Consider the following 24,412-nt stretch of genomic DNA (forward strand, 5'->3'; position numbering starts at 1 on the left):
CGGGGTCAGCCGATCGTCGGGCTGGGGGTCGCGCCCGGGGCCCCTGCCTCGCCCGGGATGGCGATCGGGGTGGACGTCGGGCTCGGCGGCGGGGTCAGGACGACCATGGGGGCACCGGGCTGCGGGGCCGGCGGCGTCAGGTCGGTGTCGGGCAGCTTCGGCGGGGTGGTCTGCTGGAAGAGGGCCTGGTCGAAGTTGACGAAGCCGGTCCTCTCCATGACCGTGATGTGGTCGAGGACCGTGTTGTTGGCCATGTCGGCCAGCGAGCGCACCAGCGAGTTCTTGGTGGTGGAGCGGATCTTGGCGATCGTGTTGAAGATCGAACCGTGGGTGATGCGCAGGATGTTGGCGAAGTTCGAGTCGAACTCCCTGCCGTTGCTGCTCTCGATGGTGTTCACGAAGCCCTGCTGCTGAGGGCTCGCCACGTTCGGCAGCGTGACGTTGAGCATCGGGGCGATCTTGCGGCAGGCCGCGTCCAGGGCGGCGTGACCGTCGATGAGATGCCGGCCCGCCTCCTTGACCTCGGGGGTCGTGCCCTTCTCCAGGGCGACCTTCCCCAGCGGGTACTCCCACAGTCCCGCCGCCCGCACCTTGACCACGAAGTCGCGGTCCTGCTCGGTCAACGGCCCCCACTGCGTCTGGGCGATGACGCGGTCCTGTGCCGTGGCAACCTTGTTGAATCCGAGCATCGTGGGGTAGGCGAGCGCGACGATCGTCAGGCTGAGCGCACCGCCCACGAAGAGCGTTCCCGTCGCGTTCCGCGAAAAGCGCACCGTGGCTCCTGTCCGGTCGGGGGGCGTACGACCCTCTGTACGGACGAGGAGCCACGGTTGTTCATGCTGTGACAGGAGCCACGCCGGGTCGCCACCTGGGCGCGAACGGCTTCGGCCATACGGCCGCACAGCGCACGTGCCCCGGGACGGTACCCCGCGAGAATCGCAACCGGGGGTGGGTCCGACCGACCTCGTCCGCACAGGGAGCCCGCACACGATGAGCAGGTCCAGGAACACCGCCGTCCTCGGCATCGCCGCCACCGCCCTCGCCGCGCTCGGCGTGCTGACGCCCGCTCAGGGAGCGGAGAGCACGCGTGAACTGTGGGGCGACGTCACGGTCCTGCCCGGCCGGGAGGGCATCGTCGACATCGCCGGGTACGAGGGGGACGCGCTCGGCATCGGGTCCCGGCTGACCCTGACCGCGCCGGAGGGCGCCGAGGTGACGAAGACGCCCCTGCAGGCCCAGGACTACCGGGGCCGGGTCGACGCCGACGGCGACAGCGCGTCGTACACCTGGACCGGGTCGGCGAGTGGACGTCCCTGGCAGGGCCGTTCCTTCCCGTTCGTGCTGGCCGTGCCCGCCGACGCGGTGCCCGGCACCCGGCTGGCCGGCTGCGCGGTGCGCCTCACGGACGCGCACGGCACGCGCAAGGACCACGGGACCTGCGCGGTCACCGTCGGCCTGCCCGAACCGACCCTCACCCGGCCGGTGTCCGGGGTCGCGCTCGCCGCGCGGCCGGTGACGGGCGGTACGGCCTATCCGGGGGCGCAGATCACCGTCCGGTACGAGGCGACGAAGGACGAGGGCGTGACCGGGCAGGGCCCGGAGCCGGGCCCGGAGGTGTGCACGGCGACGGCGGACCGGGACGGCAGATGGACCTGCGTCCCCTCCACCGAGCTGCCGGCCGGGCCGGGCCGGTTGCAGGCGACGGCGACCTTCAACGGGGTGGCCGCGGTGAGCGAGCAGATCTATGTGGTGGTCGGCGGGACGGGGCCGAGGGGACGGCCCTAGGCAGCGGCCGTTACCGGCGGATTACCGAGTCTTGGGGACCGGAATGCGGACGATTCGGTGCGTGATCTCCCTTATTCCGTACGGACGTTGACCGTTCATTGACCGGTTCGCGGAGGATTCCAGACCGGTTCGCGGGCGAGTCCAGAAGCGGCCCGGCCCTAGATTCGGCGCATGCCCCCACACCCCTCCGGAACGCTGCCCGTTCTCCCGTACCGCAAGCCCACCAAGGGCCGCGACTACTGGGTCCTGGACGATGTCCTGCCCGACGCGCACGCCGTACGGGAACGGTGTCTGGCCAAGGACGACTGGGTGGAGGGATACCCGCACCGGCCGGAGACCTGGCCGGGGCTGCGCGCCATGCCCGGTCTGGAGCCGGGGGAGCTGGCCCGGGTCGAGCGGCTGGTGCGGCAGGCCACCGGCGCCAAGGAGCTGTGGGTGCAGTCGGCGCCCGGCGGCGGCACCCTCAACCACAACTGCGTCCAGGTCGTCGGCGAGGGCGAGAGCACCCCCCGCCCGCACACCGACTCACGCTCCCTGTGCCGGTACGCGGCGGTGCTCTACCTCAACCCGGCCGTCCCCAAGGACTGCGGGACCAGCTTCTACCGCCAGTCCCTGCCCGGCGGCCGGCTCGGCGGCAATGTCGTGCAGGCCCCGCACAACAACCTCGTCGAGGCGCTCGGCACCCGGTTCGTGGCGCCCGACGCCTTCGAGGAGGACGTACGCGTCCCGCACCGCTTCAACCGGCTGCTGCTCTACAACGCCAACCTCGTGCACAGCGCGACCGGCTACTGCGGTACGACGCTGGAGGAGAAGCGGATGACGGCGGTGTTCTTCTGGATGGCCTGAGCCGTCCTCCCGGGCGGGCTCAGTAGCGGACCGCCCTCGCGACCTGCGTCTTCACGGTGCCGGACAGGCCGCGGTTGCTGCGGGCGGTGGCCTTCCCGGTGCCGCCCGCCGGTACGTCGGAGACGGTGACCGCGGCCGCGTCGGCCAGGTCGCCGTTGCCGTCCCTGAAGTTCACCTGCACCAGGAACGACTTCTGCGAGTCGGCGGTGTTCCTGACGGTAATCTCTACCGTGGTGCGCCCGTCGGAGCCGGTCCGCGGGGTGCCCAGGGTCACGTCGCCCTTGACGTCGACGCCGTTCTTGACGTCGTCGAACTTCTTCCCCGCCTCCGCCGTGGCCGACGCGAACACCTCCGTGGCCCGGGAGGCGACGGACGCCGCCTTGCTCGCCACCGAGGACGGGGTGTCGTCGCCCGAGCAGCCCGTCAAGGTGGTCAGGGCCGACAGCGCGGCGATCGTGACGAGCGTGATCGGGGCGCGGTGCGTCCGGTTACCGGTCATGTCCTCCAGTGAAGGCCTTCGCGCCCGCCGCCGCACCCGGGCCGTCACCCGAACGGCGCAGCCCCCCGGGCGCCGCTCCCGCACCGCGCGGATGGTCGAAGCATCACCGACACCGACGCGCGGACCGCGCGAGAGACGGGGTACGGACATGACCCAGCAGCCGCACACGACACCTCCCAGCACGTCCCCGGGGTGGGACCAGGGCCGGCAGCAGGCCGAACCCGCCCCGCCGCCCGACCGCGCCGGCAGTGGCTGGGCCACCGGCGGAGTCGTCTTCGCCGGTGTGCTGATGCTGGTCAACGGCGTGCTGGCGATCCTCCAGGGCATCTCGGCGCTGGCCAAGGACGACGTGTACGACCGGATCGGCGACTACGTCTACAAGATCAACCTCACCGGTTGGGGCTGGATCATGCTGGCCCTGGGCGTGGTCCTGATGGGCGTCGGCTACGGCGTCCTCAAGGGTGCCTGGTGGGCCCGGATGACCGGCATCTTCCTGGCGTCGGCGGCGATGGTGCTGCACTTCCTGTTCCTGCCGTACTCGCCGGTCTGGTCCGGGCTCATGATCGGCGTCGACTTCTTCGTGATCTGGGCCCTCGCGACGGCGCCCGACACCTCCGGCGCCCGGCGCGGCACGACCTGAGCCGGGTCGCGTGAAAGAGGGGCTGCGCCCGCCGGTGCGGCGGGCGCAGCCCCTGGTGGTGTCTGTCAGACGTGGCCGAGGCCGCCGCTGCCGAAGCCGCCGCTGGAGCCTGGGAGCCAGCGTCTGCGGTTCTGGTCCTTCCCGCGTTTGCTGCCCGAGTGATGGAGCTGGTGCGGCATGAGCCGTTCCCGCTCGGTGAGCGGGAGCTCGTCCGGTTCCCGCATCTCTCTGATCTCGCGGATCGCGCCGGTGCTGGGGAGTCTGGGCTGTTCCTCGGGGCGCGGCCGGGGAAGTTCCCGGTCCCGGACCCGCATGCCGAACTGTACGGCCCAGATGAGCGCCCCGGCGATGACCGCGCCACCGACGAATGCGGCGACCACGTTGAGCACATCGCTCCCCGAGGCCGCGACTATGTACGCTGCCGTACTCATATCGCAATTATCCACCCGCACCCGCACCACGCGCCTGCTCGCCATACTGGACACCGACGACTGCGACCGGCAGGGGGGCACGGGTGGGCGACGTGGACAGAACGGCGCCGGTCCTGGTGACCGGCGGCAGCGGCTTCGTCGGCAGTCATCTGGTGCTACGGCTGCTGGAACGCGGCTACCGGGTCCATGCGACGGTCCGTTCGACCGCCGACTCACCGAAGACCAGGCCGCTGTGGGCGATGCGGGACCGATTCCCGGGCCGGCTCGACCTCTTCGCGGCGGACCTGCTCGTCGAGGGCTCCTTCGACGAGGCGACGCGGGGCTGCGCCACCGTCTTCCACGTGGCCTCCCCGTTCCTCATGCCGGAGAAGATCAAGGACGGCCGGCGGGACGTCGTCGAGCCCGCGCTGCTCGGCACCCGCAACGTGCTGGGCGCCATCGAACGCACCCCGGCCGTCCGCCGCCTGGTCTTCACGTCCACCGTCGGCGCCATCTTCGGCGACTACATCGACGTACTGGAGAAAATGACGGACCAGGTCCTCACCGAGGAGTACGTCAACACCACCAGCACGGTGGCGAACAACCCGTACCACTACGCCAAGACGGTCGCCGAGCAGAGCGCCTGGGAGGCGGCGAAGGCGCAGGACCGCTGGCGGATGGTGGCCCTCAACCCCGGCCTGATCCTGGGCCCTTCCCTCACTCCCGCCTCCGAGTCGGGCAGCCTCTTCCTCCTGGAGGAGCTGTTCAAGGGCTACTTCTTCTACGGCGCCCCGGACTTCAGCTTCACGACGGTCGACGTCCGGGACGTCGCCGACGCGCACATCGCGGCGGCCGAGAACGAGGACGCGCACGGGCGTTACATCCTCGCGGCGGAGACGATGAGTTCCTTCTACGACATGGCCCGCGTCCTGCGCACCGCCCGCCCCCGCGACCTACGGCTGCCCCGAACCCGGCTGCCGCACTGGCCGATCCGGCTCCTGGGTCCCGCGTTCGGCCTGACCCAGGACTACATCCGCAAGCACCTCGGCATCCGCTTCCGCGTCGACAACAGCCGCAGCCGTGCCGAACTCGGCGTCACCTACCGCCCGTTCGAGGAGACGATCCTCGACCACCACCGGGCCTGGCGGGCGGCGCCGACGGGATGACCGTCACCCGGCGGAAGTTGCACACGTCCGTCGTCTCGGCCTGCGGCGCCTGATGGGCCTTGAGGGCCATGCTGACCAGGCTCATCAGCAGATCGACGTCGGTGTCGCAGTCCAGGTGGACGGTGACCCAGCGGGAACCGGGGACCAGCCGGATCGCCGTCGACTCCGCGAGGTCGAGGCCGAAGCGGTCGAGCGCCCGGTCGGTGAGATGCAGGTCCACCTCATGGGCGGAGTGGAAGTGCACGATCTCGCTGCGACCGGCGCGCAGCGCGCTTCCGGTACCGCAACTGGCCCGCCCCGTGCGGAGGTCGGGCCAGATTCGCAGGCGCTCAAGGGCGCGCTCGGCCAGCGTCATACGCCCATCGTCGCCTGATCACCGCCCGGCAACCAGGGGTTGAGCAAAACGTAACCGTCCCTCCTTCGGAGGAAGTCCGGCGCGACTTTCGGTTCAACAGGCAACCTCGACACACCGTTTACCACTCTCACAGGGTGCTCACAGAACCGGCCCGGGCGCGTTGGGGTGCGCCCGTATCAGCGGCCGTCGTGTGAGCTGTCCAGTCCGATGCCACTGACCATGGCACTCGCAGACGAGGAACCGATGACCAGTCAGCACCATCGCAGCCGCGCCCGACGCGTGGCGCTCGCCGCCTCGGCGGTACTCACCGTCGTCATCACCGGTGCCGGGGCCGCTCCCGGCGCCGGTGCGGCACAGGCCGCCACACCCGGCAAGCCGAAGCTGAAGCTGATCGCCGCGACGAACGCCGTGACGCTCGACCGGTACGAGGGGGAACCGGGGGTCTACCTCGACCTCGGGACGTACATCACCGTCGACAACGCGCCGCTGGAGTTCCAGGTGAAGCGCAAGTCGTACAAGGACCCGGTCGTCGCGCAGCAGATCCTGCGCGACGCGAAGGGCAAGAAGATCGGGAGCAAGGCCCTGCCCTCGGGGCTGGTGAAGGACTTCTCCGGGCTGTCCGACTTCCTGGAGGTGTCCATCAAGAACGCGCAGGGCCAGGAGGTGGCCAAGCCCAAGGGCACGTTCTGCCCGAACAACGCCTCCGGCCGGCTCCGCCCGGACGCCCCGGCGACCTCGCACTACCCGGAGAGCTGCCCCACCAACCCGTTCACCCTCGGCTCGGTGTGGGGTGTCGAGAAGGGCTGGGCGGCCAACTCCTCGACCGTCGACTACGACAAGCCGGTCGACCTGCCGGCCGGTGAGTACACCGCGAAGGTGGGCGTCGCCAAGAAGTACCGCGAGTTGTTCGGCATCCCGAACGACCAGCGGACCATCAAGGTGACCGTCCGCCAGATCAGCAACGGCGGCGGCAGCGGCATGACGGGCATGAGCGGCCACTCCATGAGCGGCATGAGCGGCATGAGCGGTATGGCGGGTCACTCCATGGCCCACCACTACGGCCCGCGCGGCGCTGACGAGCCCACCCCGGGCGCCCTCTCGCACGCGCTGGAGGACCGCGGTCTGGCCCACCACCTGGGCGACGGCACCGGTCACACCGACGGCTCCCGCATCGCGCCCGCGCTGAAGCCGGCGAGCCAGCGGCCCACGGGCCGGGCGGGCGCCCCCGCGGGCGTGCCCAAGCCCGACCTGCGGTCGCTGCCCGCCTGGGACATCGCCATCACCGACGGCGAGGACGGCGACGCGCCGGGCAAGGACTACCTGGCCTTCAGCGCCAACGTCTGGAACGCGGGACCGGCGCCGCTGGTCGTCGACGGCTTCCGCAAGCCGGGCGCCGACCTGATGGACGCCTACCAGTACTTCTACGACGCCAAGGGCAAGCAGGTCGGCTACGCGCCCACCGGCACCATGGAGTGGGACCCGCGCGTCGGCCACGAGCACTGGCACTTCACCGACTTCGCCAGCTACCGCCTGCTCGCCGCCGACCAGCACGAGATCGTCAAGAGCGGCAAGGAGGCGTTCTGCCTCGCCAACACCGACGCGATCGACTACACGGTGAAGAACGCCAACTTCAAGCCGTACAACACCGATCTGTCGACGGCCTGCGGCCAGCAGAACTCCATCTCGGTCCGTGAGGTCCTCGACGTCGGCTCCGGCGACACCTACACCCAGTACCGCCCCGGCCAGTCCTTCGACGTGACGGACCTGCCGAACGGCACGTACTACATCGAGGTCATCGCCAACCCGGAGAAGCGCCTCCAGGAGACGAACCTGAACAACAACGTCGCCCTGCGCAAGGTGATCCTGGGCGGCGAGCCCGGCAAGCGCACGGTCCAGGTCCCGCCGGTCGACCTGGTCAACGCGCCCTGACGCCGGCGGCGTAACCGACGGTGTGAGCGACGGTGCGGGCCTCCTCCGGGGGCCCGCACCTTTTCCATGCACGGGAATTGTGAAACATGGCGTGACGGGTGGGGGAGATTCCGCACCCGCCTCCTGGGAGCGGCCCGCGCGCGAGAGGCTCGGGATCCCGCAGGGCTGATGTCGCCGTGACGTGACCCGGCCGCCCTGCCGCGCAATCGCCCGGAAGGCCCTGGAACGTGAACGCTCGTACCCCCCACAGCACCGCCCTTCGTCTTGCCCTCGCCGTCGGCTCCGCCCTCCTGCTCACCGCCTGCGGAGTCGTCGACGCCGCGGAGGGCGGCGGCGACAGCACGCGGAGCCCCGCGAAGGGCGACGACCTCACGGTGGGGCTGCTCCTGCCGGACAAGGAGACGACGCGTTTCGAGAAGTTCGACTACCCCCTCATCAAGGCCCGCGTCGCCACGCTCACGCACGGCAGGGGCAAGGTGCGCTACGCCAACGCCGGGGCGAGCGCGAAGCGGCAGAGCAGCCAGTTCGACCAGATGATCTCCGCGCGCGTCGACGCCGTCCTCGTGGACGCGGTCGACGCCAAGGCCATCGAGCCGGCGGTCAGGAAGGCCAAGGCCGCGGGCATCCCGGTCATCGCGTACGACCGCCTGGCCCAGGGCCCGATCGACGCCTACATATCCCACGACAACGAACTCGTCGGCGAGGTGCAGGGCCGCGCCATCGTGGAGGCGCTCGGCGACAAGGCCGAGAGCAGCAAGATCGTCATGCTGAACGGCTCACCGGCCGACCCCAACACCGCCCGCTTCAAGCAGGGCGCTCTCGGCGTGCTCCAGAACAAGGTCGCCATCGCCAAGTCGTACGACGTCGAGGAGTGGCTGCCGAAGATCGCCGAGGCGGACATGAAGCAGGCCATCGCGGCGATCGGCGTCCACAACATCGCCGCGGTCTACTCCGCCAACGACGGCATGGCGGGCGCGGCGATCGACGCCCTGAAGAAGGCGGGCGCGACGAAGATCCCGCCGGTGACCGGCCAGGACGCCGACCTGCCGGCGGTCCGGCGGATCGTCTCCGGCGAGCAGTACATGACCGTCTACAAGTCGTTCCTGGAGGAGGCGAACAGCGCCGCGGACATGGCCGTCGCCAAGATCCAGGGCCAGGACATCATGTTCGACGCCCTCACCCAGGACACCGTGGACAGCCCGACCGAGAAGGACATCCCGTCGATGCTGGTCCCGGTGGTGGCCCTGACCCAGTACAACATCAAGGAGACCGTGATCAAGGACGGCGTCTACACGGTCAAGGACATCTGTACGGCGGCGTACGCGGCGAGGTGCGCGGCGATCGGTCTGGAGTAGGGCGGGAGTGAGGACGGCGTAACGGTTCAGCACACTCGTTCGAGTGAAGGGCGGGGCATCGCGGCGCGGGTGGCGTGGGCGGTGCCCCATCGTTCTGCCGGGGCACCCGCCGCGGGCTTAGCCTGGCATCAGCGTGACGAGGAGGACCGGAGATGAGGGCGGAACCCATCGGGGAGCTGGTCATGGAGCCGAAGCAGGATCCCATCGATCTGTTGATCGCGATCGAGGAAGCGTCCCAGGCGCCGATTCGACCCGAGTACGTCGAGGGGACCATCATCGTGCCTCCACAGCCGAATCACCAGCACAATGCCGGCGCCTTGGAATTGAGCTTCCAGTTCCGCATGGCGGGGTTCCGGCTCGTGGGCATGGGCAACGGCTACCGCGCCTCCCACAAGGACGGCCGCACGATGACACTTCTGGTTCCGGACTTCTACGTCCTTCGTCGGGAGCCGACCGAACTGGACGAGTCGTACCGCGGTGTTCACAAGGGCTGGTACCCCATCGACATGATCGACCTGGTGGGGGAGGTCACCTCGACCAACCATGAGACTGACACTGGACCCAAATTCCGGACTTACGCCGCCGCCGGAGTCCCCACCTACGTCCTCATCGACCGCCACTCCAAGACGGCCCACTGCTACACCCATCCGGTTCTCCCCGGAGACGACCCCACCGAGGCGTACTACGACACCGACACCAAGGTCAGCCTCGGGCAGCCCCTCCCCCTCCCCGCGCCCTACCCCACCCTGGACACGGCGGCGTTCCTCGCGGAGTGAGTGCCCTGGCCTGATCCACAACAGCCGCCTAGGGTCGGGGACATGTCTGCGACCGTGACGGACGTCGATCGTTTCGAGGCCTCCAGGTATCGCCTGCTGGCGCTGGCCTACCGTCTGCTCGGGTCCGTCGGTGAGGCCGAGGACCTCGTGCAGGAGACCTTCCTGCGCTGGCAGGCGGCGGACACCGAACGGATCGAGGTGCCGGAGGCCTGGCTGACCAAGGTCCTCACCAACCTGTGCCTCAACGAACTGACCTCGGCCCGCGCCCGCCGCGAGACCTACGTCGGCCAGTGGCTCCCCGAGCCCCTGCTCGGTGGGGACCCCATGCTCGGCCCCGCCGAGACCGTCGAACAGCGCGAGTCGGTGTCGTACGCCGTGCTCACCCTCATGGAACGGCTGACCCCCAACGAGCGCGCGGTCTACGTGCTGCGCGAGGCCTTCGACTACCCGCACCGCGAGATCGCCGAGATCCTCGACCTCACCGAGGCCGCCAGCCAGCAGATCTACCACCGCGCGAAGAAGCACGTCGCCGACGGCGGGGCCCGCAAGGCCCGCGGGGAGATCGACGAGGCCGCCGCCCGGCAGCTCGTCGAGGAGTTCCTCGCGGCCGCGACCAGCGGTGAGACGGCCTCCCTGATCCGGCTGCTCACCGACGACGCGACCAGCATCGGTGACGGCGGCGGGAGGATCCCGGCCCGCGCCACGCCGTTCAGCGGTGCCGTGGCGGTCGCGAAGTTCCTGTGGGGCCTGTTCAGGCCCGCCCAGGTCAAGCGGGACTACGCGGGCGGCCGTCCCGAGATGTACGCCTGGACGGCGAACGGCGAGCCCGCCGCGGTGGCGGTCGTGGACGGCCGGGTCGTAGGGGTGATGTGCCTGGAGGTCACCGCCGAGGGCATCGTCGCGGTCCGCAACCAGATCAACCCGGACAAGCTGACGCGGGCGAGCGAGTGGTGGGGGAGCGTGGACCATGGGAAACCCCTGTTCCAGGCCTTCTGACGGCTATTACCGAGTGCCGTGACGCAGGTCACTTCCTGAACCTGTCAGGAATCCACGGGCTGTCCGGTTCAAGGTGCGCAACCGAAACCGCAACTGCAACCGAAACCGGACAGGAGCCCGCACCATGAAGCACCGCATCGTCGTCCTGGGCGCCGGGTACGCCGGAGCGACCGCCGCCGGCCGTATCGCCCGCCGCCTGCGCCGCGAGGACGTCCGCATCACCCTCGTCAACGCCGAGCCCGACTTCGTCGAACGCGTCCGGATGCACCAGCTGGCCACCGGGCAGGAGCTGAAGCCGCGCCCGCTGGCGGAGGTGTTCAAGGGCACAGGCGTCGAAGTCCGCGTCGCCCGGGTGACGTCGATCGACACCGACGCCAAGACGGTCACGGTCGACGACACTGAAGACCCATTGGCCTACGACACCCTCGTCTACGCCCTCGGCAGCGGCTGGACCGACCAGGGCGTCCCCGGTGTCACCGAGCACGCCCACCAGATCGCGAGCCGCGCCGGCGCCCTCCGGCTGCGCGAACGCCTCACCGAACTGACCGCCGGCGCCCCCGTGGTCGTCGTCGGCGGCGGCCTCACCGGCCTCGAAGTCGCCACGGAGCTGGCCGAGTCGCGGCCCGACCTCGACATCGCGCTCGTCGCCCGCGACGGCCTCGGCGCCTGGCTGTCCCCGAAGGGCCGCGCCCACGTCTGCAAGGTCGCTGCGGACCTCGGCATCACGGTCCACGAGCACACGACGGTGACGGCGGTGGAGGCGGACGCGGTCCGGACGGACGCCGGCCGGCTCCCGGCGGCGGTGACGATCTGGACGACAGGCTTCGCGGTCCACCCGCTGGCCGCGGCGACGTCTCTGAACGTCACCGACACCGGCCGCATCGTCGTCGACGCCACCATGCGCTCGGTCTCGCACCCCGACGTGTACGCCATCGGCGACGCCGCGTACGCCCTGGGCCACAACGACAAGCCCCTGCGCATGTCCTGCGCCTCGGGCATCCCGGCCGCCTGGCACGCGGCCGACGTGATCGCCGCGCGGCTTGCCGGCACGAAGGTGCCGCAGACCGTGATCGGCTACACCCACCAGTGCATCAGCCTCGGCCGCAACGAGGGCCTCATCCAGATGGTGACGCCCGACGACACGGTGAAGGAGCGTGCGTGGACGGGCCGCGGCGCCGCCCGTTACAAGGAACTGATCTGCAAGGGGGCGTACTGGTCGGTGGCGAAGCCGGTGATGTATCCGGTGCGGCGGAGGAGGGTTGTGGGGCTGCGGGTCGGGGGGCGGGCGTTTGACGCTACCGCTGCGTGACGAAGGCGGCCCAGGCGGCGGGGGTTACTTTGAGGTGGGGGGTGGTGGGGGTTTTGGAGTCGCGGATGTGGACGGTGGCCGGCTGGAGGGCCACCTCCACGCAGGCGCCGCCTTCATCGCTGCTGTAGCTCGACTTGCGCCAGCTGTAGGCGACTTCCACGCAGGCGCCCCCTTCACCGCTGCTGTAGCTGGACTTGAACCACGTGAGTTCGGTGTCGCTCATCGCTCTCCCAGAAGACGGTCCAACAGGGCCCTGGTGTCTTCCTCGTTGAGGGCCTGCGTCCGCAGCATCGCATACTTCTGGGCCACGATCCCCACCTCGTCGGGATCGGCGATCAAGGTGCTGCCACGCTGTGTCTCGCTGTACGCGAGCCGCTGGTGCTCGGGGGTTTCCAGCAGGACGAGGGGGCCTTCGAGCCCGGCGTGCGAGGTGCGGCCCAGCGGAAGGATCTGCACGGTGATGCCCGGGAGTTCGGAGTACTCCCGCAGGTGTCGCACCTGATCCGCGTACACGTCTTCGCCGCCCAGCCGGTCCCGGAGCACCGCCTCCCAGATGACGAAGCTCGCCATCGGCGGCGCCTTGCGGTGCAGGATGTCCCGCCGCTCGATGCGCTTGGCGACCAACTGCTCGATCTCCTCCTCGTCGTAGAGCGGCACGCGGTTGCGGAACACCGCCCGCGCGTAGCCCTCCGTCTGCAACAGGCCGGGCACCACCAGGCTCTCGTACCAGGAGATGGCGACGGCCTCCTGCTCCCGGTCCAGATACTCCTCCGCCCACTGAGGTACGAGATCCACCTCCGGCAAATGCCTGAGCGCCGCCGACAACGCCCCCTTGGTGTCCAGGAAGTCATCCAACTGCTCGGCGAGATCCGGCTTCAGTCGCCGCCTGCCCTGCTCGATCGACGCGATCGTCTCCTCGCCGATGACGAACTCGTCCCCCAGCGACCTCTGCGTATACCCAGCCGCCGTACGGAACACGGCGAGCAGCGCGCCCACCATCCGCATCGCCGACGCGTTCCTGCGTGCATGCCGTGACCGCGGCCCTGTCGTCGTCCCCATGGGTAAGAACTCCCCACTGATCCCCGTACGTTCACCATTGCCCACCCGTACAAACGAGTTGTACGGGTGGGGGTGCGGCTCAGGGGCGAGTCAGCTTCGGGGCGCCCTTGGGGGGATGGCGCCGCTTACGTCTGTTGATGGTGCGCTGGGGGGCCGAGAGGACGTCACCCGCGTCCTCAAACCGACCGAGGGTTTCGAGGTCTATCGAGAGATTGTTGGCGGTGTGCAGGGTGTCGGAGTGGTCAGGGCCGAGCACCCCCCGCTGGATGATCAGGGTCTTCTCCCCGAGGTCAGCTGCCTCTTGGTACCGGCCGCGGGCCGCCAGGTCGAGGGCGATATTGGTGGCGGTACGCAGTGCGTCGGGGTCCTCCACACCGAATAGGCTCCGCTGCGAGCTGTGGAGCTGCGTGTCCAGGAGGTACGCCCCCTCGGGGTCGCCCATGACGTAATGGGCGTGCGCCAGATAGCCGGCCGCCGCCAAGGTTTCCACGGCCTCGGCACCCGACTCCCGTTTCCAGGTCTCGTACAGGTCCCCCAGCCTGCTCAGTGCCTCGGCGTCGGCGCCCTTCTCCATGAGGTACCAGCAGGCCTTGAGTGTCGCGAGCCGCGCCTCTTCGGTGACGATGTCGCTCGGGGCGATGGCCAGATAGTGGGGCCACAGGTCGTACCAGCGTTGCCAGGCGTCCGGGTCGGTGTCGCCGGGGACGAGAGCGGCCAGCAGTCGGCTGGCGAGCGTGGCGGCGGCGGCCCGCTCATCGGGCCTGAGCAGGTCGCGCAGCACGGCCTGGGTCAAGCGGGGCATCAGGATGCTGCCGCCGGACACCCGGGCCAGCCCGGTCCGCTCGACCATCATCAGCAGCTGACGGAACGCGCCGGGACCGGACCCCAGGGCGGCAGCGTTCAGAGGAAGCGGCGCCTGGGCGAGCAGCGTGCACGCGCGCACCAGGAGGGCGGCCTCGGCGTTCTGCTCGGCCAGTCTCGTCAGGCTTGACTCCAGTTGGGAGGCGAGGGACCCCGAGTAGTCGGGTGGCCCGTCGTCGTGCAGTGCTTCGGCGGCGTGCTGTTGCAGCAGGAGCAGGTACTGCTCCGGCGGGAAGACGTACAGCGCGTCCGCGGCCAGTACCAGCGCGAGGGGCAGATGGTCCAGCGCATCGACGAGTTCGATCGTCATCGGCTCGGGCAGGCCACGACTGCGGGACGTCAGCAGCGCGACCGCATCCGGGTTGGACAGGACGCCGACGTCGAGCGTGGCGGCGACCTGATGCCAGTGCGGGTTGCGGGAGGTGATCAGCACGTGCCCGTCACCGCTCGGCAGGAGACCGGAGAGTGCGGCAGGGATCTCGACGCCATCGAAGATCAACAGCCATCGCGAACGGTCGCGCAACTCTTGGCGGAGGGCCCGGACCGCTTCGCCCCAGCTGCTGTCGTCCCGCGCACAGCCGATGGCCACGGCGAGCCCGGCCAAGGACGAGACGTCCGCCCCAGCCATGCGCCAGACCAGGTCGTACTCGCCGCTGAATCGGTGGGCGTACTCGAAGGCCAACTGGGTCTTGCCGACGCCGCAAGGCCCGGTCAGTGCCAGAGGTGCCCTGGGGGTCGATTCCGTCAGCCTGGACCTGATCTCCAGCAACAGGTCATCCCGCCCGATGAAGCCGGCATTGCGGGCGGGGAGGTTCCACGCGCTCGGGTGAACCCCTGGTAGTCGGGACTCAGTCGTACGCGCCGAGGGGAAGGCCGGCGGACTCGTAGGCGTACTGACCGGGTTTTCAACCGCTCGCAGCAACGCCTCCCGTGCCTCCTGCTCGTCCACGCCGAACAGGTCGGTGTAACCGTGCCGTTGGAGCTCCCCCGGCACCTCGACCGCCTCGATGCGCAGCGGGACGAACTTCTCAGGCTGCGCCAGCAGCGCCTCCAATGCGTCCTGGGGCACCCCGCTCTCACCGAAGAACGCGGCGGAGTACAAGGCCACGACCCGGTCCTCGGCTGGTAGTCCCATAAGCGTCGTACGGAAACGGTCGCCCCGCTGGCCCGGCCACTGCTGGCCGACGCCGTACCCCGCCTCCCGCAGGGTCCAGGTGACCCACTTCTCCCAGGCCCCCTCCTCCGCTGGCGAGCGAACGACGAACACCCGCCCGCGCCCCGACGAGGACCCCGTCTCGAAGCCGACGCGCCCCGACTCCGACCGAACCCGCGCCGCAACCCCCCGCGCAACCTCCCCCAACTGATCCTCCGCAAGCCGGTACGACGGCAACGCCTGCACCAGTGACGGCAGATCACGCAGTACCCGCATCGAACCGACCACCGGAAACACCGTACGGTCGTCCGACTGCTCGTCCAGCGTTTGTCGCAGGAAGTAGTTCAGCTCGTCCCGATGCCAGGAGTCCACCGAGTCGCGGGCCAGCAGCAGGAGATGGCGGCTCTTGTCGATGACCGGCCGAAGATCCTCGCGCGGGCCGGCATCCGGCTGTAGTGCCGAGAAGCTGGACAGGCCCGCCTCCGCCAGCAGCGCCCCGAGCCTGGCGGCCTCGTGCTCCGTCTTCGGCGTACCGCTGATGAAGAAGTCGTACGCGTAGCGCCCGCCCCGCCGCCCCGTCCTGATCGCCGCGTCCACATACGCGTCCCGGCTCTCCGTGAACAGCCGCGCGTCCTCCAGGTTGCGGGCGATCAGCGCGGCGATCGACGCGATGCTGTGGCTGATCAGCTGGGGGTTGCGGAAGTCCTCGGTGACGACGGGGAGGTCCTCGCCGAAGGACCAGTACGCGGAGTACGGGACCGTGCAGTTGTCGAGGACCCGTTCGACGGGGGAGCCGTCGGGGACCCAGGCGTCGTAGCTGGACTTGAGTTCGCCGCGCAGCTTCTCCCGCCATTCGGCGGCGCGTTCGTACTCCTCGCTCATGTCGAAGCGGCAGAGGAGGGGGAGGGTGAGGAGGCGTGAGCGGTCGTAGGGGAGGGTATTGCGGGTGACGGAGGCGCGGCGGACGACGTCGAGTACGCCGTCGACGTTCTGCTGGTTCGCGGTGAACGTGTAGGCGAGGATGTGCGGCAGCTGGGCCGTGCAGATGCCGCCGGAGTCCGAGATGCCGGTGCGGCTGTCGACGAGGATCACGTCGTAGGCGTCGAGCCAGCGCTCCCGCCAGCCCTCCAGGACGTTGCCGAAGTCGTGCTCCAGGTAGAGCTGTTCCCAGTCGATGCTCTGGAGCTTGGGGACGTAGTCGTTGCCGACGCCGCCGGCGGCGATCAGGTCGAGCGTCGCCCCGTCCTCCAGGGTGACCGGCGTGATGTGGTCGAGCGCGCCGACGCGCTCCCCCTCGCGTACGGCGAGCGCCATGTCGGTCAGGCCGGTGGCGGGGACGTCCATGTACGGGCGGAAGTAGTAGTGCAGGCCGGGGGCCTCCAGGTCCCAGTCGATGCAGAGGACTCGGTAGCCCCATCGGGCCAGCAGGACGGCGGAGTTGGAGAGCAGGAAGCTGCGTCCCACGCCGCCTTTGTAGGAGTAGAAGGTCGCGATCCGGCCCTGGCCCATCGTCATCACAGCCTCGGGACGGAACGCTGGGGGGACTCCTCGTGCGCGGCGGGGCGGACCACCGGCCAGCCCGCCTGCCACTCGGGGGCGCAGGCCAGACAGGCCGCGACCTCCTCGGCGACCGTGCGCATCCGGTCCTGGAAGGCGAGGTAGGCGGGGGTGTCGCGGAACTGGGGGCCGTCGTAGCCGTACTTGGTGAGTTCCTTGTACTGCTGGATCTTCTGCGCCTCTTCCGGGAAGTGCTCGCCGTCCATGAAGTTGATCGGGTAGACGAGCGTCGGCGCCTGGCCGTTGGCCCGCGACAGCGACTCCTGGCGCAGCTGCATGCTCTTCCACTCCGCCATGCACCAGTCCGAACGGAAGTACGGCGGTGACCAGATGGCCACCAGGCAGCGGCTGCGCAGCAGCGCCTGTTCGAGGCGGTCGGGCCAGGGCGATCCCGCGGGTATCTCGAAGTCGACGAAGATGCGGGGGTCGGTGGGGAGCAAGTCCTCCAGATACAGCTGGAGTTCACGGCTGAAGTGGTTCTTCACCCAGTCCCGTACATGCCCTCTGTGGCTGTAACTGATGAAGACGTCGTAGTCGTAGTCCACCGTGCCCCCTCCGGCGTGCCGCACGGCGTCAAATCTAGGGCAGGAAGGTCGGATACGTCCTGACCTTCCTGCCCTGGAGCAGGCAACGTCCTACAGCGTGACCTGCTTGCCGCCGAACGTCACCACCAAGCTCCCGTTCGCCGCGAAGGACCAGCCCAGCGCGCCCGTGTACGAGGCGCAGCGGGAGCCGTTCGTGCCGGACCAGAACTGGTTGGAGCTGTCGGCGTCGCCGGCGTAGCGGTCGTTGGCGCCGCTGTCGCAGGAGGTGTTGGAGCGGAAGACCGAGGTTCCGGTCTCGAAGTTGAAGTTGCGTTCGGTGTTGGCGACGGCCACGTTGCTCGTGATGGTCATCGAGCCCGGGTTGCTGTTGTACGTGAACCCGTGGTGGCCGTTGCCGTAGGCGACGCTGTGCTGGACGACGTGGTTGACGGCGATGGAGTCGCCGCCGAGCTTGTAGCCGTTGCGGTCGCCGTTGCCGGCCTGGGAGCCGTCGCTGAGGGTGCCGTTGCCGTAGGAGAGGGAGTACTCGATGGTCACCGGGCCGATCGCGCCGGTGTCCGTCTTGGTGTAGAGGTCCCAGCCGTCGTCGATGTTGTTGTGGGACACCGCGTAGCGGAAGACGTTGCCGGTGCCCGTCGTCAGCTTGGCCGCGAAGCCGTCCGCGTCCTCGCCGTCGGAGTCGGCGTTGTCGTGCGACTCGGCGCTGAGGACGAGGTTGTTCGACGGCCATGCGCTGCTGGGCGTGGTGGAGGCGATGCGGCCCAACTGGAGTCCGGTGTCACGGTTGTAGCGGGTCACCGTGCGCTCGATGACGTTGTTGCTGCCGCCGACGTAGATGCCGTTGTCGCCCGCGTGCTCGACGACCAGGCCGTACAGCCGCCAGTAGTCGGCGAACAGCTGGATGCCACGGTTGGTCGAACTCTCGCTCTGAGCCGCGAAGTTGAGGACCGGCGTCTCGCCCGGGTAGGCGGACAGGAGGGTGCGGGCGGTGGAGGTTCCGTTGTTGCCGGCCGGGATCGTGATGGTCGACGCGTAGGTGTATGTGCCGCCGCGCAGGTAGATCGTGCCGCCCGCCGCGATCCGGCTGATCGCCGACGTCAGCGTCGTCGGCGCGGACACCGTGCCGGCCGCGCCGTCCGTGCCGGTGGGCGAGACGTACAGGGCCGTGGCGGAGGGCGGGGTGGTGGTGCCGGACGTCTCCACGTCGACGTAGTCGATGTTGGCCAGGCCGCCCGCGCCGGTCGGGTTGAGGCGGATGGTGTTGCTGCCCGCGTTCACCGGCACGGTGAACGTCTTCGTCGCCCACGTCGTCCACGCCCCCGTGCCCTCGAAGGACGCCGAGGCGGCGGTCGTGCCGTTGACGACGACGTCCGTGGCGCGGCCCGTGGTGGTGCCGTTGGCGAAGCGGACGCTGACGGTGGCGGTGCCCGCGGCGGAGGCGGAGACGGTGAACTGGCTGTAGGCGCCGGCGGCGTTGGTGCCGTTGCAGTAGCCGCTGCCGGAGTAGCCGGTCCACTCCGTCTCGACGGCGCCGGTGCAGACCGCGGGTGCGGTCTCGGCCTCGTAGCGGGTGGTGGCGGCGTTCGCCGTGGTGCCGGACAGGGCGACCAGGGTGCCGGCGAGGAGGCCGACGGTCGCGACCGCGGATGATGCGGCGGCCAGGGGTCTCGTGCGTGGAGCGGAGAGGTTGGTCATGGGAGCCGTGCCCTTTCTGTTGCGGGTTCCAGAGAAGGGGAAAGCGCTTTCTCCGGACCGTAAGGGCCTGCTCTGTACGCGTCAATAGATGTGTATGTGATCGCTGTTCATGACCATGAACAGCGATCTCAAGTCACCGCAATGATCCCGCAAAGATCATTGACGGCAGGCCGTGCGCCGTTGTGGCATCGAGGCGACGAGGAGGAATGTTGAAAACTGCTGTTCGCCACGGCGCCGTTCTCGCCGCCACCGCCGGCATCCTGAGCACGCTCGCCGCCCACGGTGCCGTGGCTGTGACCAAGGGCGCCGCCGCGGAGTACGACTGCCGGTACGGAGCGGTATCGGTCTCGGACCCTGCCGGATCGGTCGTCCCCACCGCACAGAAGCCCGGCGTTCCCCTCCACGCCAAGCTCCGGCTCCACAACACCGAGAACACGGCGCTCACCAAGGCCTCGTACGTCTTCGCCATCGGCAACCTCATGAAGAACCGGGGCCCCGCGCCGCACGTCCGCTGGCGCGTCGGCAAGGGCTCCTGGCACTCGATGGCGCTGCACTGGAACAGCAAGACCAACGGCTCGCTGCCCCTGTGGAACTCACAGTCCCTGGCCGTGGGCACGATCCCCTCGCGCGGCACTGTCACCACGGAAATCTCCGTGACTTTCCCCAAGAAGTCCATCAAGGCCGTCAACTACGACTTCCTGGACGTGCACAGCGGCGCCTGCGGCAAAACCCGCCTGGACTGGTACACCGGCAACGGCTTCTCCTACTGGCCGTGGAAGGGCACCCCGGGCAAGCCCGCCTAGGCCTCCGGTGAGGGGGCCTGTTGCGAAAGTGCTGGTGCAGTCCGACCGCAATTTGCTGCCCGAGCGGAGCTCCGGGCAGGATCTCGTGCATGGTTTCGGTGGTGCAGAACGTGGCGGTTGACTGTGGGGATGCCTATGAGCTGGCTCGGTTCTGGAGCGAGGCGCTCGGTTGTCCGCTGCATCCAGAGAGCAAGCCGGGTGACGTGGAGACTGCGGTGACCCTGCCGGAGGGCCCACTGCTGTACTTCAACCAGGTGCCAGAGCCGAAGACGATCAAGAACCGGATTCACCTGTGTCTGCGCCCCGAGACCTCGCGCGAAGAGGAGGTCGAGCGACTGCTGAGCCTCGGTGCCACCCTGGTCGCCGATCGCCGGGAACCCGATGGCGCCGGCTGGGCCGTCCTCGCCGACCCCGAAGGCAATGAATTCTGCGTTCTGCGCAGCGCGGCCGAGCGCGCAGCGATGTCGTCCTGAGGCTCATTCGCTCACCGTCCGAGTAGCTGATCACAGCCACTCGTTGATGGTCGCGACCAGCACGGTCGCTTCATGGCGGACGGCGAGTTTGTCGTATCTCGTGGCCACAGCGTGGTGACGCTTGAGGCGGTTGATCCCGCACTCGACCGCGTGCCGCTGCTTGTCATCGTCTTTGTCGAACCGTTCCCAGAGCCACCTCCCAATTGGCCGGAGCCTTCGAGCTCTTCACGAGAGCGAGGACTCTGGGCAGGGCTGGGACCACGGACGGCTGATGGTGACGTCTATGCGTTCTTGGGCTCAGTTTGCTGGACGACCTCGAACGACCACAGAGTCGATCCCGTTGCGGCCGGCTTCGGCTTCTCGCCGCCGTTCCCACCACCGCCCTGGTGAGCTGCCCTCATGGGGCCCTCGAGCCAGGCCTGGAAAGACTCCTCGTCACGCCACCGTGTGTACACGAGGTAGGTGTCGGTTCCCTCCACCGGGCGCAGCAGCTCGAACCACTCGAAACCGTCAGAGCCCTCCACCGCCCCGGCCCGGGCGGCGAACCGCTTCTCCAGGACCTCGCGCTGCTCTTCGGGGACGGTGAGGACGTTGATCTTCACGATGCTCATGTGCTCATTGTCCCTGTAGGTGACTTCTGGGCGATGGCGGGCCGGGTGCGGAAGGTGCGGCGGTAGGTGTCCGGGGGGACGCCGACCGTGGGTGGAAGTGGCGGCGCAGCGTCGTGGCCGTGCCCATGCCCGTCGCGGTCGCGATCGTGTCGATGCCGTCGTCGGTGGACTCCAGCAACTCCTGGGCGCGGCGGATGCGTTGGGTCAGCAGCCACTGCAACGGGGTGGTGCCGGTGGCCGCCCGGAAGTGCCGGGTGAGGTGGCGCGCGCTCATCCCGGCCCGGCGGGCCAGGTCCGTCACGGTCAGCGGCTGGTCCAAACGTTCGATCACCCAGGGCAGCAGCGCGCCGAGCGGGTGGTCGTCGCGGGCGGGCACGGGCGCGGCGACGAACTGCGCCTGGCCACCGGCCCGGTGCGGGGGTACGACGAGACGGCGGGCGGCGGCGTTGGCGACCGACGATCCGTGGTCGAGCCGTACGAGATGCAGGCACAGGTCCATCGCCGCGGCCTTCCCGGCGGAGGTGAGGACGCTGCCGTTGTCGACGTAGAGGACGTCCGGGTCGACCTCCACCTCGGGATGGCGGGCGGCGAGCTCCTCGGTGTGGGCCCAGTGCGTGGTCGCGCGCCTGCCGTCCAGCAGACCGGCGGCGGCCAGCACGAACGCGCCCGTGCACAGCGAGGCCACCCGCGCCCCCGCCGCATGCGCCGCGCGCACCGCCTCGACCAGCTCGGCGGGCGGGTCCACCGCCACGTCCGCCCAGCCCGGCACGATCACGGTGTCCGCGTCGCGCAGCCGGTCGAGACCGTGATCCGGTGCGAGCAGGAACCGGCCGACCCGGACCGGCGCCGAGCCGCACACGGTGACCTCGTACCAGGGGACGGTCACCCCGTCCGGCACGGCGCCGAACACCTCGTACGCCAGGGACAGCTCGAAGTGCAGCATGCCGTCGGTGACGGCGAGGGCGACCGTGGTCATGTCCGTAATTGTATGGGGCGTGTCGTTCCGGACACTCACACCGTGATCGCCGGGCGGCCCAGGATGGTCGTCGACGGATCAACGCGGGGGGTTGGGGGCGTTATGGGAGCAGGGCAGACGGTGGCGGTGTTCGGCGCGTACGGGCACACCGGGCGCTTCGTCGTGGAGGAACTGGTCGAGCGCGGGCTCGTGCCGCTGCTCTCCGGCCGCGACGCCGTGCGCCTGAAGGCGATGGCCGTCGCGTACGACGTGGAGGCGCGTCCGGCGTCGGTCGACGACCCGGCCTCGCTGGACCGTGCGCTGGCCGGCGCGGCGGCCGTGATCAACTGCGCCGGGCCGTTCGCGACGACGGCCGCCCCGGTGATCGAGGCGGCACTGCGCGCCCGGATTCCCTATCTGGACGTGGCGGCGGAGATCGAGGCCAACGCCGACACTTTCGCCCACTTCGCGGACCGCGCCCGGGCGGCGGGCGTGCCGGTGGTGCCCGCGATGGCGTTCTACGGCGGACTCGGCGACCTGCTCATCACGGCCGCGATGGGGGAGTGGACGGCGGCCGACGAGGCGCATGTCGCGTACGGCCTGAACAGCTGGCACCCGACCCCGGGCACCCGGAGCGCGGGCGAGGTGTCGCGGGGGCGGCGGGCCGGGCGACGCGTGCGGTTCAGCGGCGGGCGGCTGGAGTACCGGGACGACGCGGCGCCGGTGCTGGAGTGGGTGTTCCCGGAGCCGATGGGGGCGCGGGAGGTCATCGGGGAGTTCACGATGGCCGACGTGGTGACGGTCCCGAGCCATCTGTCGATCCCCGAGGTGCGGACGTACATGACGGTGGAGGCGGCGAGGGACCTGTCGGCGCCGGAGACCCCGGCACCGGTCGCGGCGGACGGGGACGGGACGGGGCGGTCGGCGCAGACCTTCCTGGTGGACGTGGTGGTGCGGTCGGGCGGGGCGGAACGGCGAGCGGTGGCGCGCGGCCGGGACATCTACGCCGTCACGGCGCCGCTGGTGGTGGAGGCGACGGAGCGGGTGCTGACGGGGCGGACCGAGGTGGGGGCGGGGGTGGTGTCGGCCGGGGAGATGTTCGACGCGGCGGACTTCCTGCGGGCGTTGACCGGGCAGGTGACGGTCGAACTGCCTTAGCGGAGAGGGTGGTTGCGGTGAGCCGCTCGGTCCTCCTTGACGGGGGAAGAGGGTGGTCGCTGTGCGCTTCTCGGTTGCCGCGGGTGTAGGGGGAGGGTGGTTGTGGTGAGTCGCTCGGTCCTCCTTGACGGGGGAAGAGGGTGGTCGCTGTGCGCTTCTCGGTTGCCGCGGGTGTAGGGGGAGGGTGGTTGTGGTGAGTCGCTCGGTCGCCCCGGGTGTAGGGAAGAGGGTGGTCGCTGCGCGCTTCTCGGTCGCCCCGGGCGTAGCGGGAGGGCGGTCGCCGCGAGCCGCTCGGTCATCCCTGACGCAGGGAAGAGGGCGGTTGCCATGAGCCGCTCCGTCGCCCCGGGCGCACCGGGACGGCGACCGCCGCGAGCCCCTCCGTCACCCTTGACGCCGCCGTGACCGGGCGGCATCTTGGGAGCGCTCCCAGGCGGCTGGCCCCTCCGCTGTCCGACAGAGTGCATCTGGATTGGAAGCGTGGCCCCATGCAGAGTCAGACCAAGCGCCGTCTGTCCCCCGCCGACCTCGACGCCCTGCTGCGGTCCTCGGCCGGGATCGGGGGCCGGCCGGAGGCCGAGCTGACCGACGGCTGCTACAACACGGCCTACCGCGTCCGCCTCGACGACGGTCGCCCCGCGATCGTGAAGCTCGCCCCGCCGCCGGAGGTGCCGGTGCTGCGGTACGAGCGCGGGATCATGGCGACGGAGGCCATGGTCTACCGCCGGCTCGCGGAGCTCCCGGAGGGGCAGGTGCCGGGCCCCGAACTCCTCCACGCCGACGACGAGTTCCTCATGGTCTCCCTCCTGGACGGCACCCCCTGGGACAAGGTCGCCACGACCCTCTCCCCGGCCGCCACCGGCACCCTGCGCCGCGAACTGGGCGCGGTCACCGCCCGCTTGAACACCCTGGTGTCCGAGGACGGCCGGTTCGGCTACCCGGCGGCACGGTCGGGGCTGTCGGCGCCGGACTGGCGGACGGCGTTCACGGCGATGGTGGACGCGCTGCTGGAGGACGCTGCCCACTGGAACTCGGAGCTGCCCGAAGAGCCGGACACCATCAGGAAGTTGGTCGCCGAGGGCGGCTACGCGCTCGACGAGGTCACCGAACCCCGCCTGGTCCACTTCGACCTCTGGCCGGGCAACGTCTTCGTCAACGGCGGCGATCACCTTCGTATCACCGGCGTCATCGACCACGAACGCGCCTTCTGGGGCGACCCGGCGGCCGAGCTGATCTCCCTGGCCTTCGGCGGCGACGTCACCCCGGACAGCGACGTCGTCACCGGCTACGTCGAAGCCGGCGGCACCCTGGACTTCACCTCGGCCCTGCGCCACCGCCTCGCCCTCTACCAGCTCTACCTGGGCCTCATCCTGGTCGTCGAGGACGGCCCCCGCGCCACGGACGACACGGAGCATGTCGCCTGGACGCGGGAGTATCTGACGGAGGCGGTGGGGCGGGTACGGGCCCTCGGTTGAG

Annotated in this window: 23 protein-coding genes and 1 pseudogene; 13 read left to right on the forward strand and 11 right to left on the reverse strand. The window is 69.9% G+C overall.

Annotated features, from left to right (window positions below; translation table 11 throughout):
• Nucleotides 1-5: 5 nt before the first annotated feature.
• Entirely contained in the window at nt 6-689 is a 684-nt protein-coding gene (locus CRP56_RS22045; RefSeq protein WP_373559761.1) for a DUF4142 domain-containing protein, read from the reverse strand.
• Nucleotides 690-990: 301 nt separating this feature from the next.
• Here CRP56_RS22045 and CRP56_RS22050 point away from each other — a divergent pair, with 301 nt between their 5' ends.
• On the forward strand, nt 991-1,785 hold the full coding sequence (locus CRP56_RS22050) for a hypothetical protein (RefSeq protein ID WP_097266530.1): 795 nt from the start codon (nt 991-993) through the stop codon (nt 1,783-1,785).
• 171 nt (nt 1,786-1,956) lie between these two features.
• Nucleotides 1,957-2,631 (forward strand): DUF6445 family protein, encoded by a 675-nt coding sequence (locus tag CRP56_RS22055; protein ID WP_097266533.1) that lies wholly within the window; start codon nt 1,957-1,959, stop codon nt 2,629-2,631.
• Between the two features lie 19 nt (nt 2,632-2,650).
• Here CRP56_RS22055 and CRP56_RS22060 read toward each other — a convergent pair whose 3' ends face one another.
• Entirely contained in the window at nt 2,651-3,130 is a 480-nt protein-coding gene (locus CRP56_RS22060) for an FxLYD domain-containing protein (protein ID WP_097266535.1), read from the reverse strand.
• A gap of 148 nt (nt 3,131-3,278) precedes the next feature.
• Between CRP56_RS22060 and CRP56_RS22065 the strand changes: the two genes are divergently transcribed.
• Nucleotides 3,279-3,770, forward strand: coding sequence for a DUF7144 family membrane protein (locus CRP56_RS22065; protein ID WP_097266537.1), 492 nt, complete (start codon nt 3,279-3,281; stop codon nt 3,768-3,770).
• 65 nt (nt 3,771-3,835) lie between these two features.
• Here CRP56_RS22065 and CRP56_RS22070 read toward each other — a convergent pair whose 3' ends face one another.
• A complete protein-coding gene (locus tag CRP56_RS22070) occupies nt 3,836-4,201 on the reverse strand; it encodes a DUF6479 family protein (RefSeq protein ID WP_097266539.1) in 366 nt (121 codons plus the stop codon).
• Nucleotides 4,202-4,293: 92 nt separating this feature from the next.
• Here CRP56_RS22070 and CRP56_RS22075 point away from each other — a divergent pair, with 92 nt between their 5' ends.
• Entirely contained in the window at nt 4,294-5,346 is a 1,053-nt protein-coding gene (locus CRP56_RS22075) for an NAD-dependent epimerase/dehydratase family protein (RefSeq protein WP_373559664.1), read from the forward strand.
• Here the strand turns inward: CRP56_RS22075 and CRP56_RS22080 are convergent.
• Entirely contained in the window at nt 5,276-5,701 is a 426-nt protein-coding gene (locus CRP56_RS22080; RefSeq protein WP_097266543.1) for a luciferase domain-containing protein, read from the reverse strand. The two genes, CRP56_RS22075 and CRP56_RS22080, sit on opposite strands and share 71 nt — an antisense overlap.
• 219 nt (nt 5,702-5,920) lie before the next feature.
• On the opposite strand from CRP56_RS22080, the gene CRP56_RS22085 reads away from it, so the two are divergent.
• The 5 genes from CRP56_RS22085 to CRP56_RS22105 all read left to right on the forward strand — a co-directional run bounded on the left by CRP56_RS22085 (nt 5,921) and on the right by CRP56_RS22105 (nt 12,066).
• Nucleotides 5,921-7,630: a lysyl oxidase family protein gene (locus tag CRP56_RS22085; RefSeq protein WP_097274341.1), complete on the forward strand. Its 1,710-nt coding sequence runs from the start codon at nt 5,921-5,923 to the stop codon at nt 7,628-7,630.
• 227 nt (nt 7,631-7,857) lie between these two features.
• On the forward strand, nt 7,858-8,985 hold the full coding sequence (locus tag CRP56_RS22090) for a sugar ABC transporter substrate-binding protein (RefSeq protein WP_097266545.1): 1,128 nt from the start codon (nt 7,858-7,860) through the stop codon (nt 8,983-8,985).
• Between the two features lie 152 nt (nt 8,986-9,137).
• Nucleotides 9,138-9,761: a Uma2 family endonuclease gene (locus tag CRP56_RS22095; protein WP_097266547.1), complete on the forward strand. Its 624-nt coding sequence runs from the start codon at nt 9,138-9,140 to the stop codon at nt 9,759-9,761.
• 42 nt (nt 9,762-9,803) lie between these two features.
• A complete protein-coding gene (gene sigJ, locus CRP56_RS22100; protein ID WP_097266549.1) occupies nt 9,804-10,757 on the forward strand; it encodes an RNA polymerase sigma factor SigJ in 954 nt (317 codons plus the stop codon).
• A gap of 124 nt (nt 10,758-10,881) precedes the next feature.
• Complete coding sequence (locus CRP56_RS22105; RefSeq protein ID WP_097266552.1) at nt 10,882-12,066, forward strand: NAD(P)/FAD-dependent oxidoreductase; 1,185 nt, start codon at nt 10,882-10,884, stop codon at nt 12,064-12,066.
• Here CRP56_RS22105 and CRP56_RS22110 read toward each other — a convergent pair.
• The 5 genes from CRP56_RS22110 to CRP56_RS22130 form a co-directional block, all read right to left on the reverse strand.
• Complete coding sequence (locus CRP56_RS22110) at nt 12,053-12,289, reverse strand: DUF397 domain-containing protein (protein ID WP_097266554.1); 237 nt, start codon at nt 12,287-12,289, stop codon at nt 12,053-12,055. The two genes, CRP56_RS22105 and CRP56_RS22110, sit on opposite strands and share 14 nt — an antisense overlap.
• Complete coding sequence (locus CRP56_RS22115) at nt 12,286-13,125, reverse strand: helix-turn-helix domain-containing protein (RefSeq protein ID WP_097266557.1); 840 nt, start codon at nt 13,123-13,125, stop codon at nt 12,286-12,288. The genes CRP56_RS22110 and CRP56_RS22115 overlap by 4 nt, the downstream gene beginning before the upstream one ends.
• Nucleotides 13,126-13,204: 79 nt before the next feature.
• A complete protein-coding gene (gene fxsT, locus CRP56_RS22120) occupies nt 13,205-16,654 on the reverse strand; it encodes an FxSxx-COOH system tetratricopeptide repeat protein (RefSeq protein WP_097266559.1) in 3,450 nt (1,149 codons plus the stop codon).
• Nucleotides 16,654-17,265, reverse strand: coding sequence for a toll/interleukin-1 receptor domain-containing protein (locus CRP56_RS22125; RefSeq protein WP_179851087.1), 612 nt, complete (start codon nt 17,263-17,265; stop codon nt 16,654-16,656). Before CRP56_RS22125 ends, fxsT begins: the two co-directional genes overlap by 1 nt.
• Before the next feature lie 66 nt (nt 17,266-17,331).
• Entirely contained in the window at nt 17,332-18,936 is a 1,605-nt protein-coding gene (locus CRP56_RS22130; RefSeq protein ID WP_097266563.1) for a carbohydrate-binding protein, read from the reverse strand.
• A gap of 206 nt (nt 18,937-19,142) precedes the next feature.
• On the opposite strand from CRP56_RS22130, the gene CRP56_RS22135 reads away from it, so the two are divergent.
• Both CRP56_RS22135 and CRP56_RS47655 read left to right on the forward strand, forming a co-directional pair.
• Complete coding sequence (locus CRP56_RS22135) at nt 19,143-19,739, forward strand: hypothetical protein (RefSeq protein ID WP_097266565.1); 597 nt, start codon at nt 19,143-19,145, stop codon at nt 19,737-19,739.
• A gap of 89 nt (nt 19,740-19,828) precedes the next feature.
• On the forward strand, nt 19,829-20,212 hold the full coding sequence (locus tag CRP56_RS47655) for a VOC family protein (protein WP_179851088.1): 384 nt from the start codon (nt 19,829-19,831) through the stop codon (nt 20,210-20,212).
• A gap of 281 nt (nt 20,213-20,493) precedes the next feature.
• Here the strand turns inward: CRP56_RS47655 and CRP56_RS22150 are convergent, their stop codons facing one another.
• On the reverse strand, nt 20,494-20,823 hold the full coding sequence (locus tag CRP56_RS22150) for an antibiotic biosynthesis monooxygenase family protein (protein ID WP_097266567.1): 330 nt from the start codon (nt 20,821-20,823) through the stop codon (nt 20,494-20,496).
• A pseudogene (locus CRP56_RS22155) lies at nt 20,820-21,799 on the reverse strand (helix-turn-helix domain-containing protein). The gene CRP56_RS22150 and the pseudogene CRP56_RS22155 overlap by 4 nt, the downstream one beginning before the upstream one ends.
• Nucleotides 21,800-21,901: 102 nt before the next feature.
• On the opposite strand from CRP56_RS22155, the gene CRP56_RS22160 reads away from it, so the two are divergent.
• Together CRP56_RS22160 and CRP56_RS22165 are read left to right on the forward strand one after the other, a co-directional pair.
• On the forward strand, nt 21,902-22,936 hold the full coding sequence (locus tag CRP56_RS22160) for a saccharopine dehydrogenase family protein (protein ID WP_097266569.1): 1,035 nt from the start codon (nt 21,902-21,904) through the stop codon (nt 22,934-22,936).
• A 488-nt stretch (nt 22,937-23,424) separates the two neighbouring features.
• On the forward strand, nt 23,425-24,411 hold the full coding sequence (locus tag CRP56_RS22165) for a phosphotransferase family protein (protein ID WP_097266571.1): 987 nt from the start codon (nt 23,425-23,427) through the stop codon (nt 24,409-24,411).
• Nucleotide 24,412 lies beyond the last annotated feature (1 nt).

It is taken from the genome of Streptomyces sp. TLI_55 (assembly GCF_900206255.1).
In the GTDB taxonomy this organism is placed as follows: domain Bacteria; phylum Actinomycetota; class Actinomycetes; order Streptomycetales; family Streptomycetaceae; genus Streptomyces; species Streptomyces aquilus.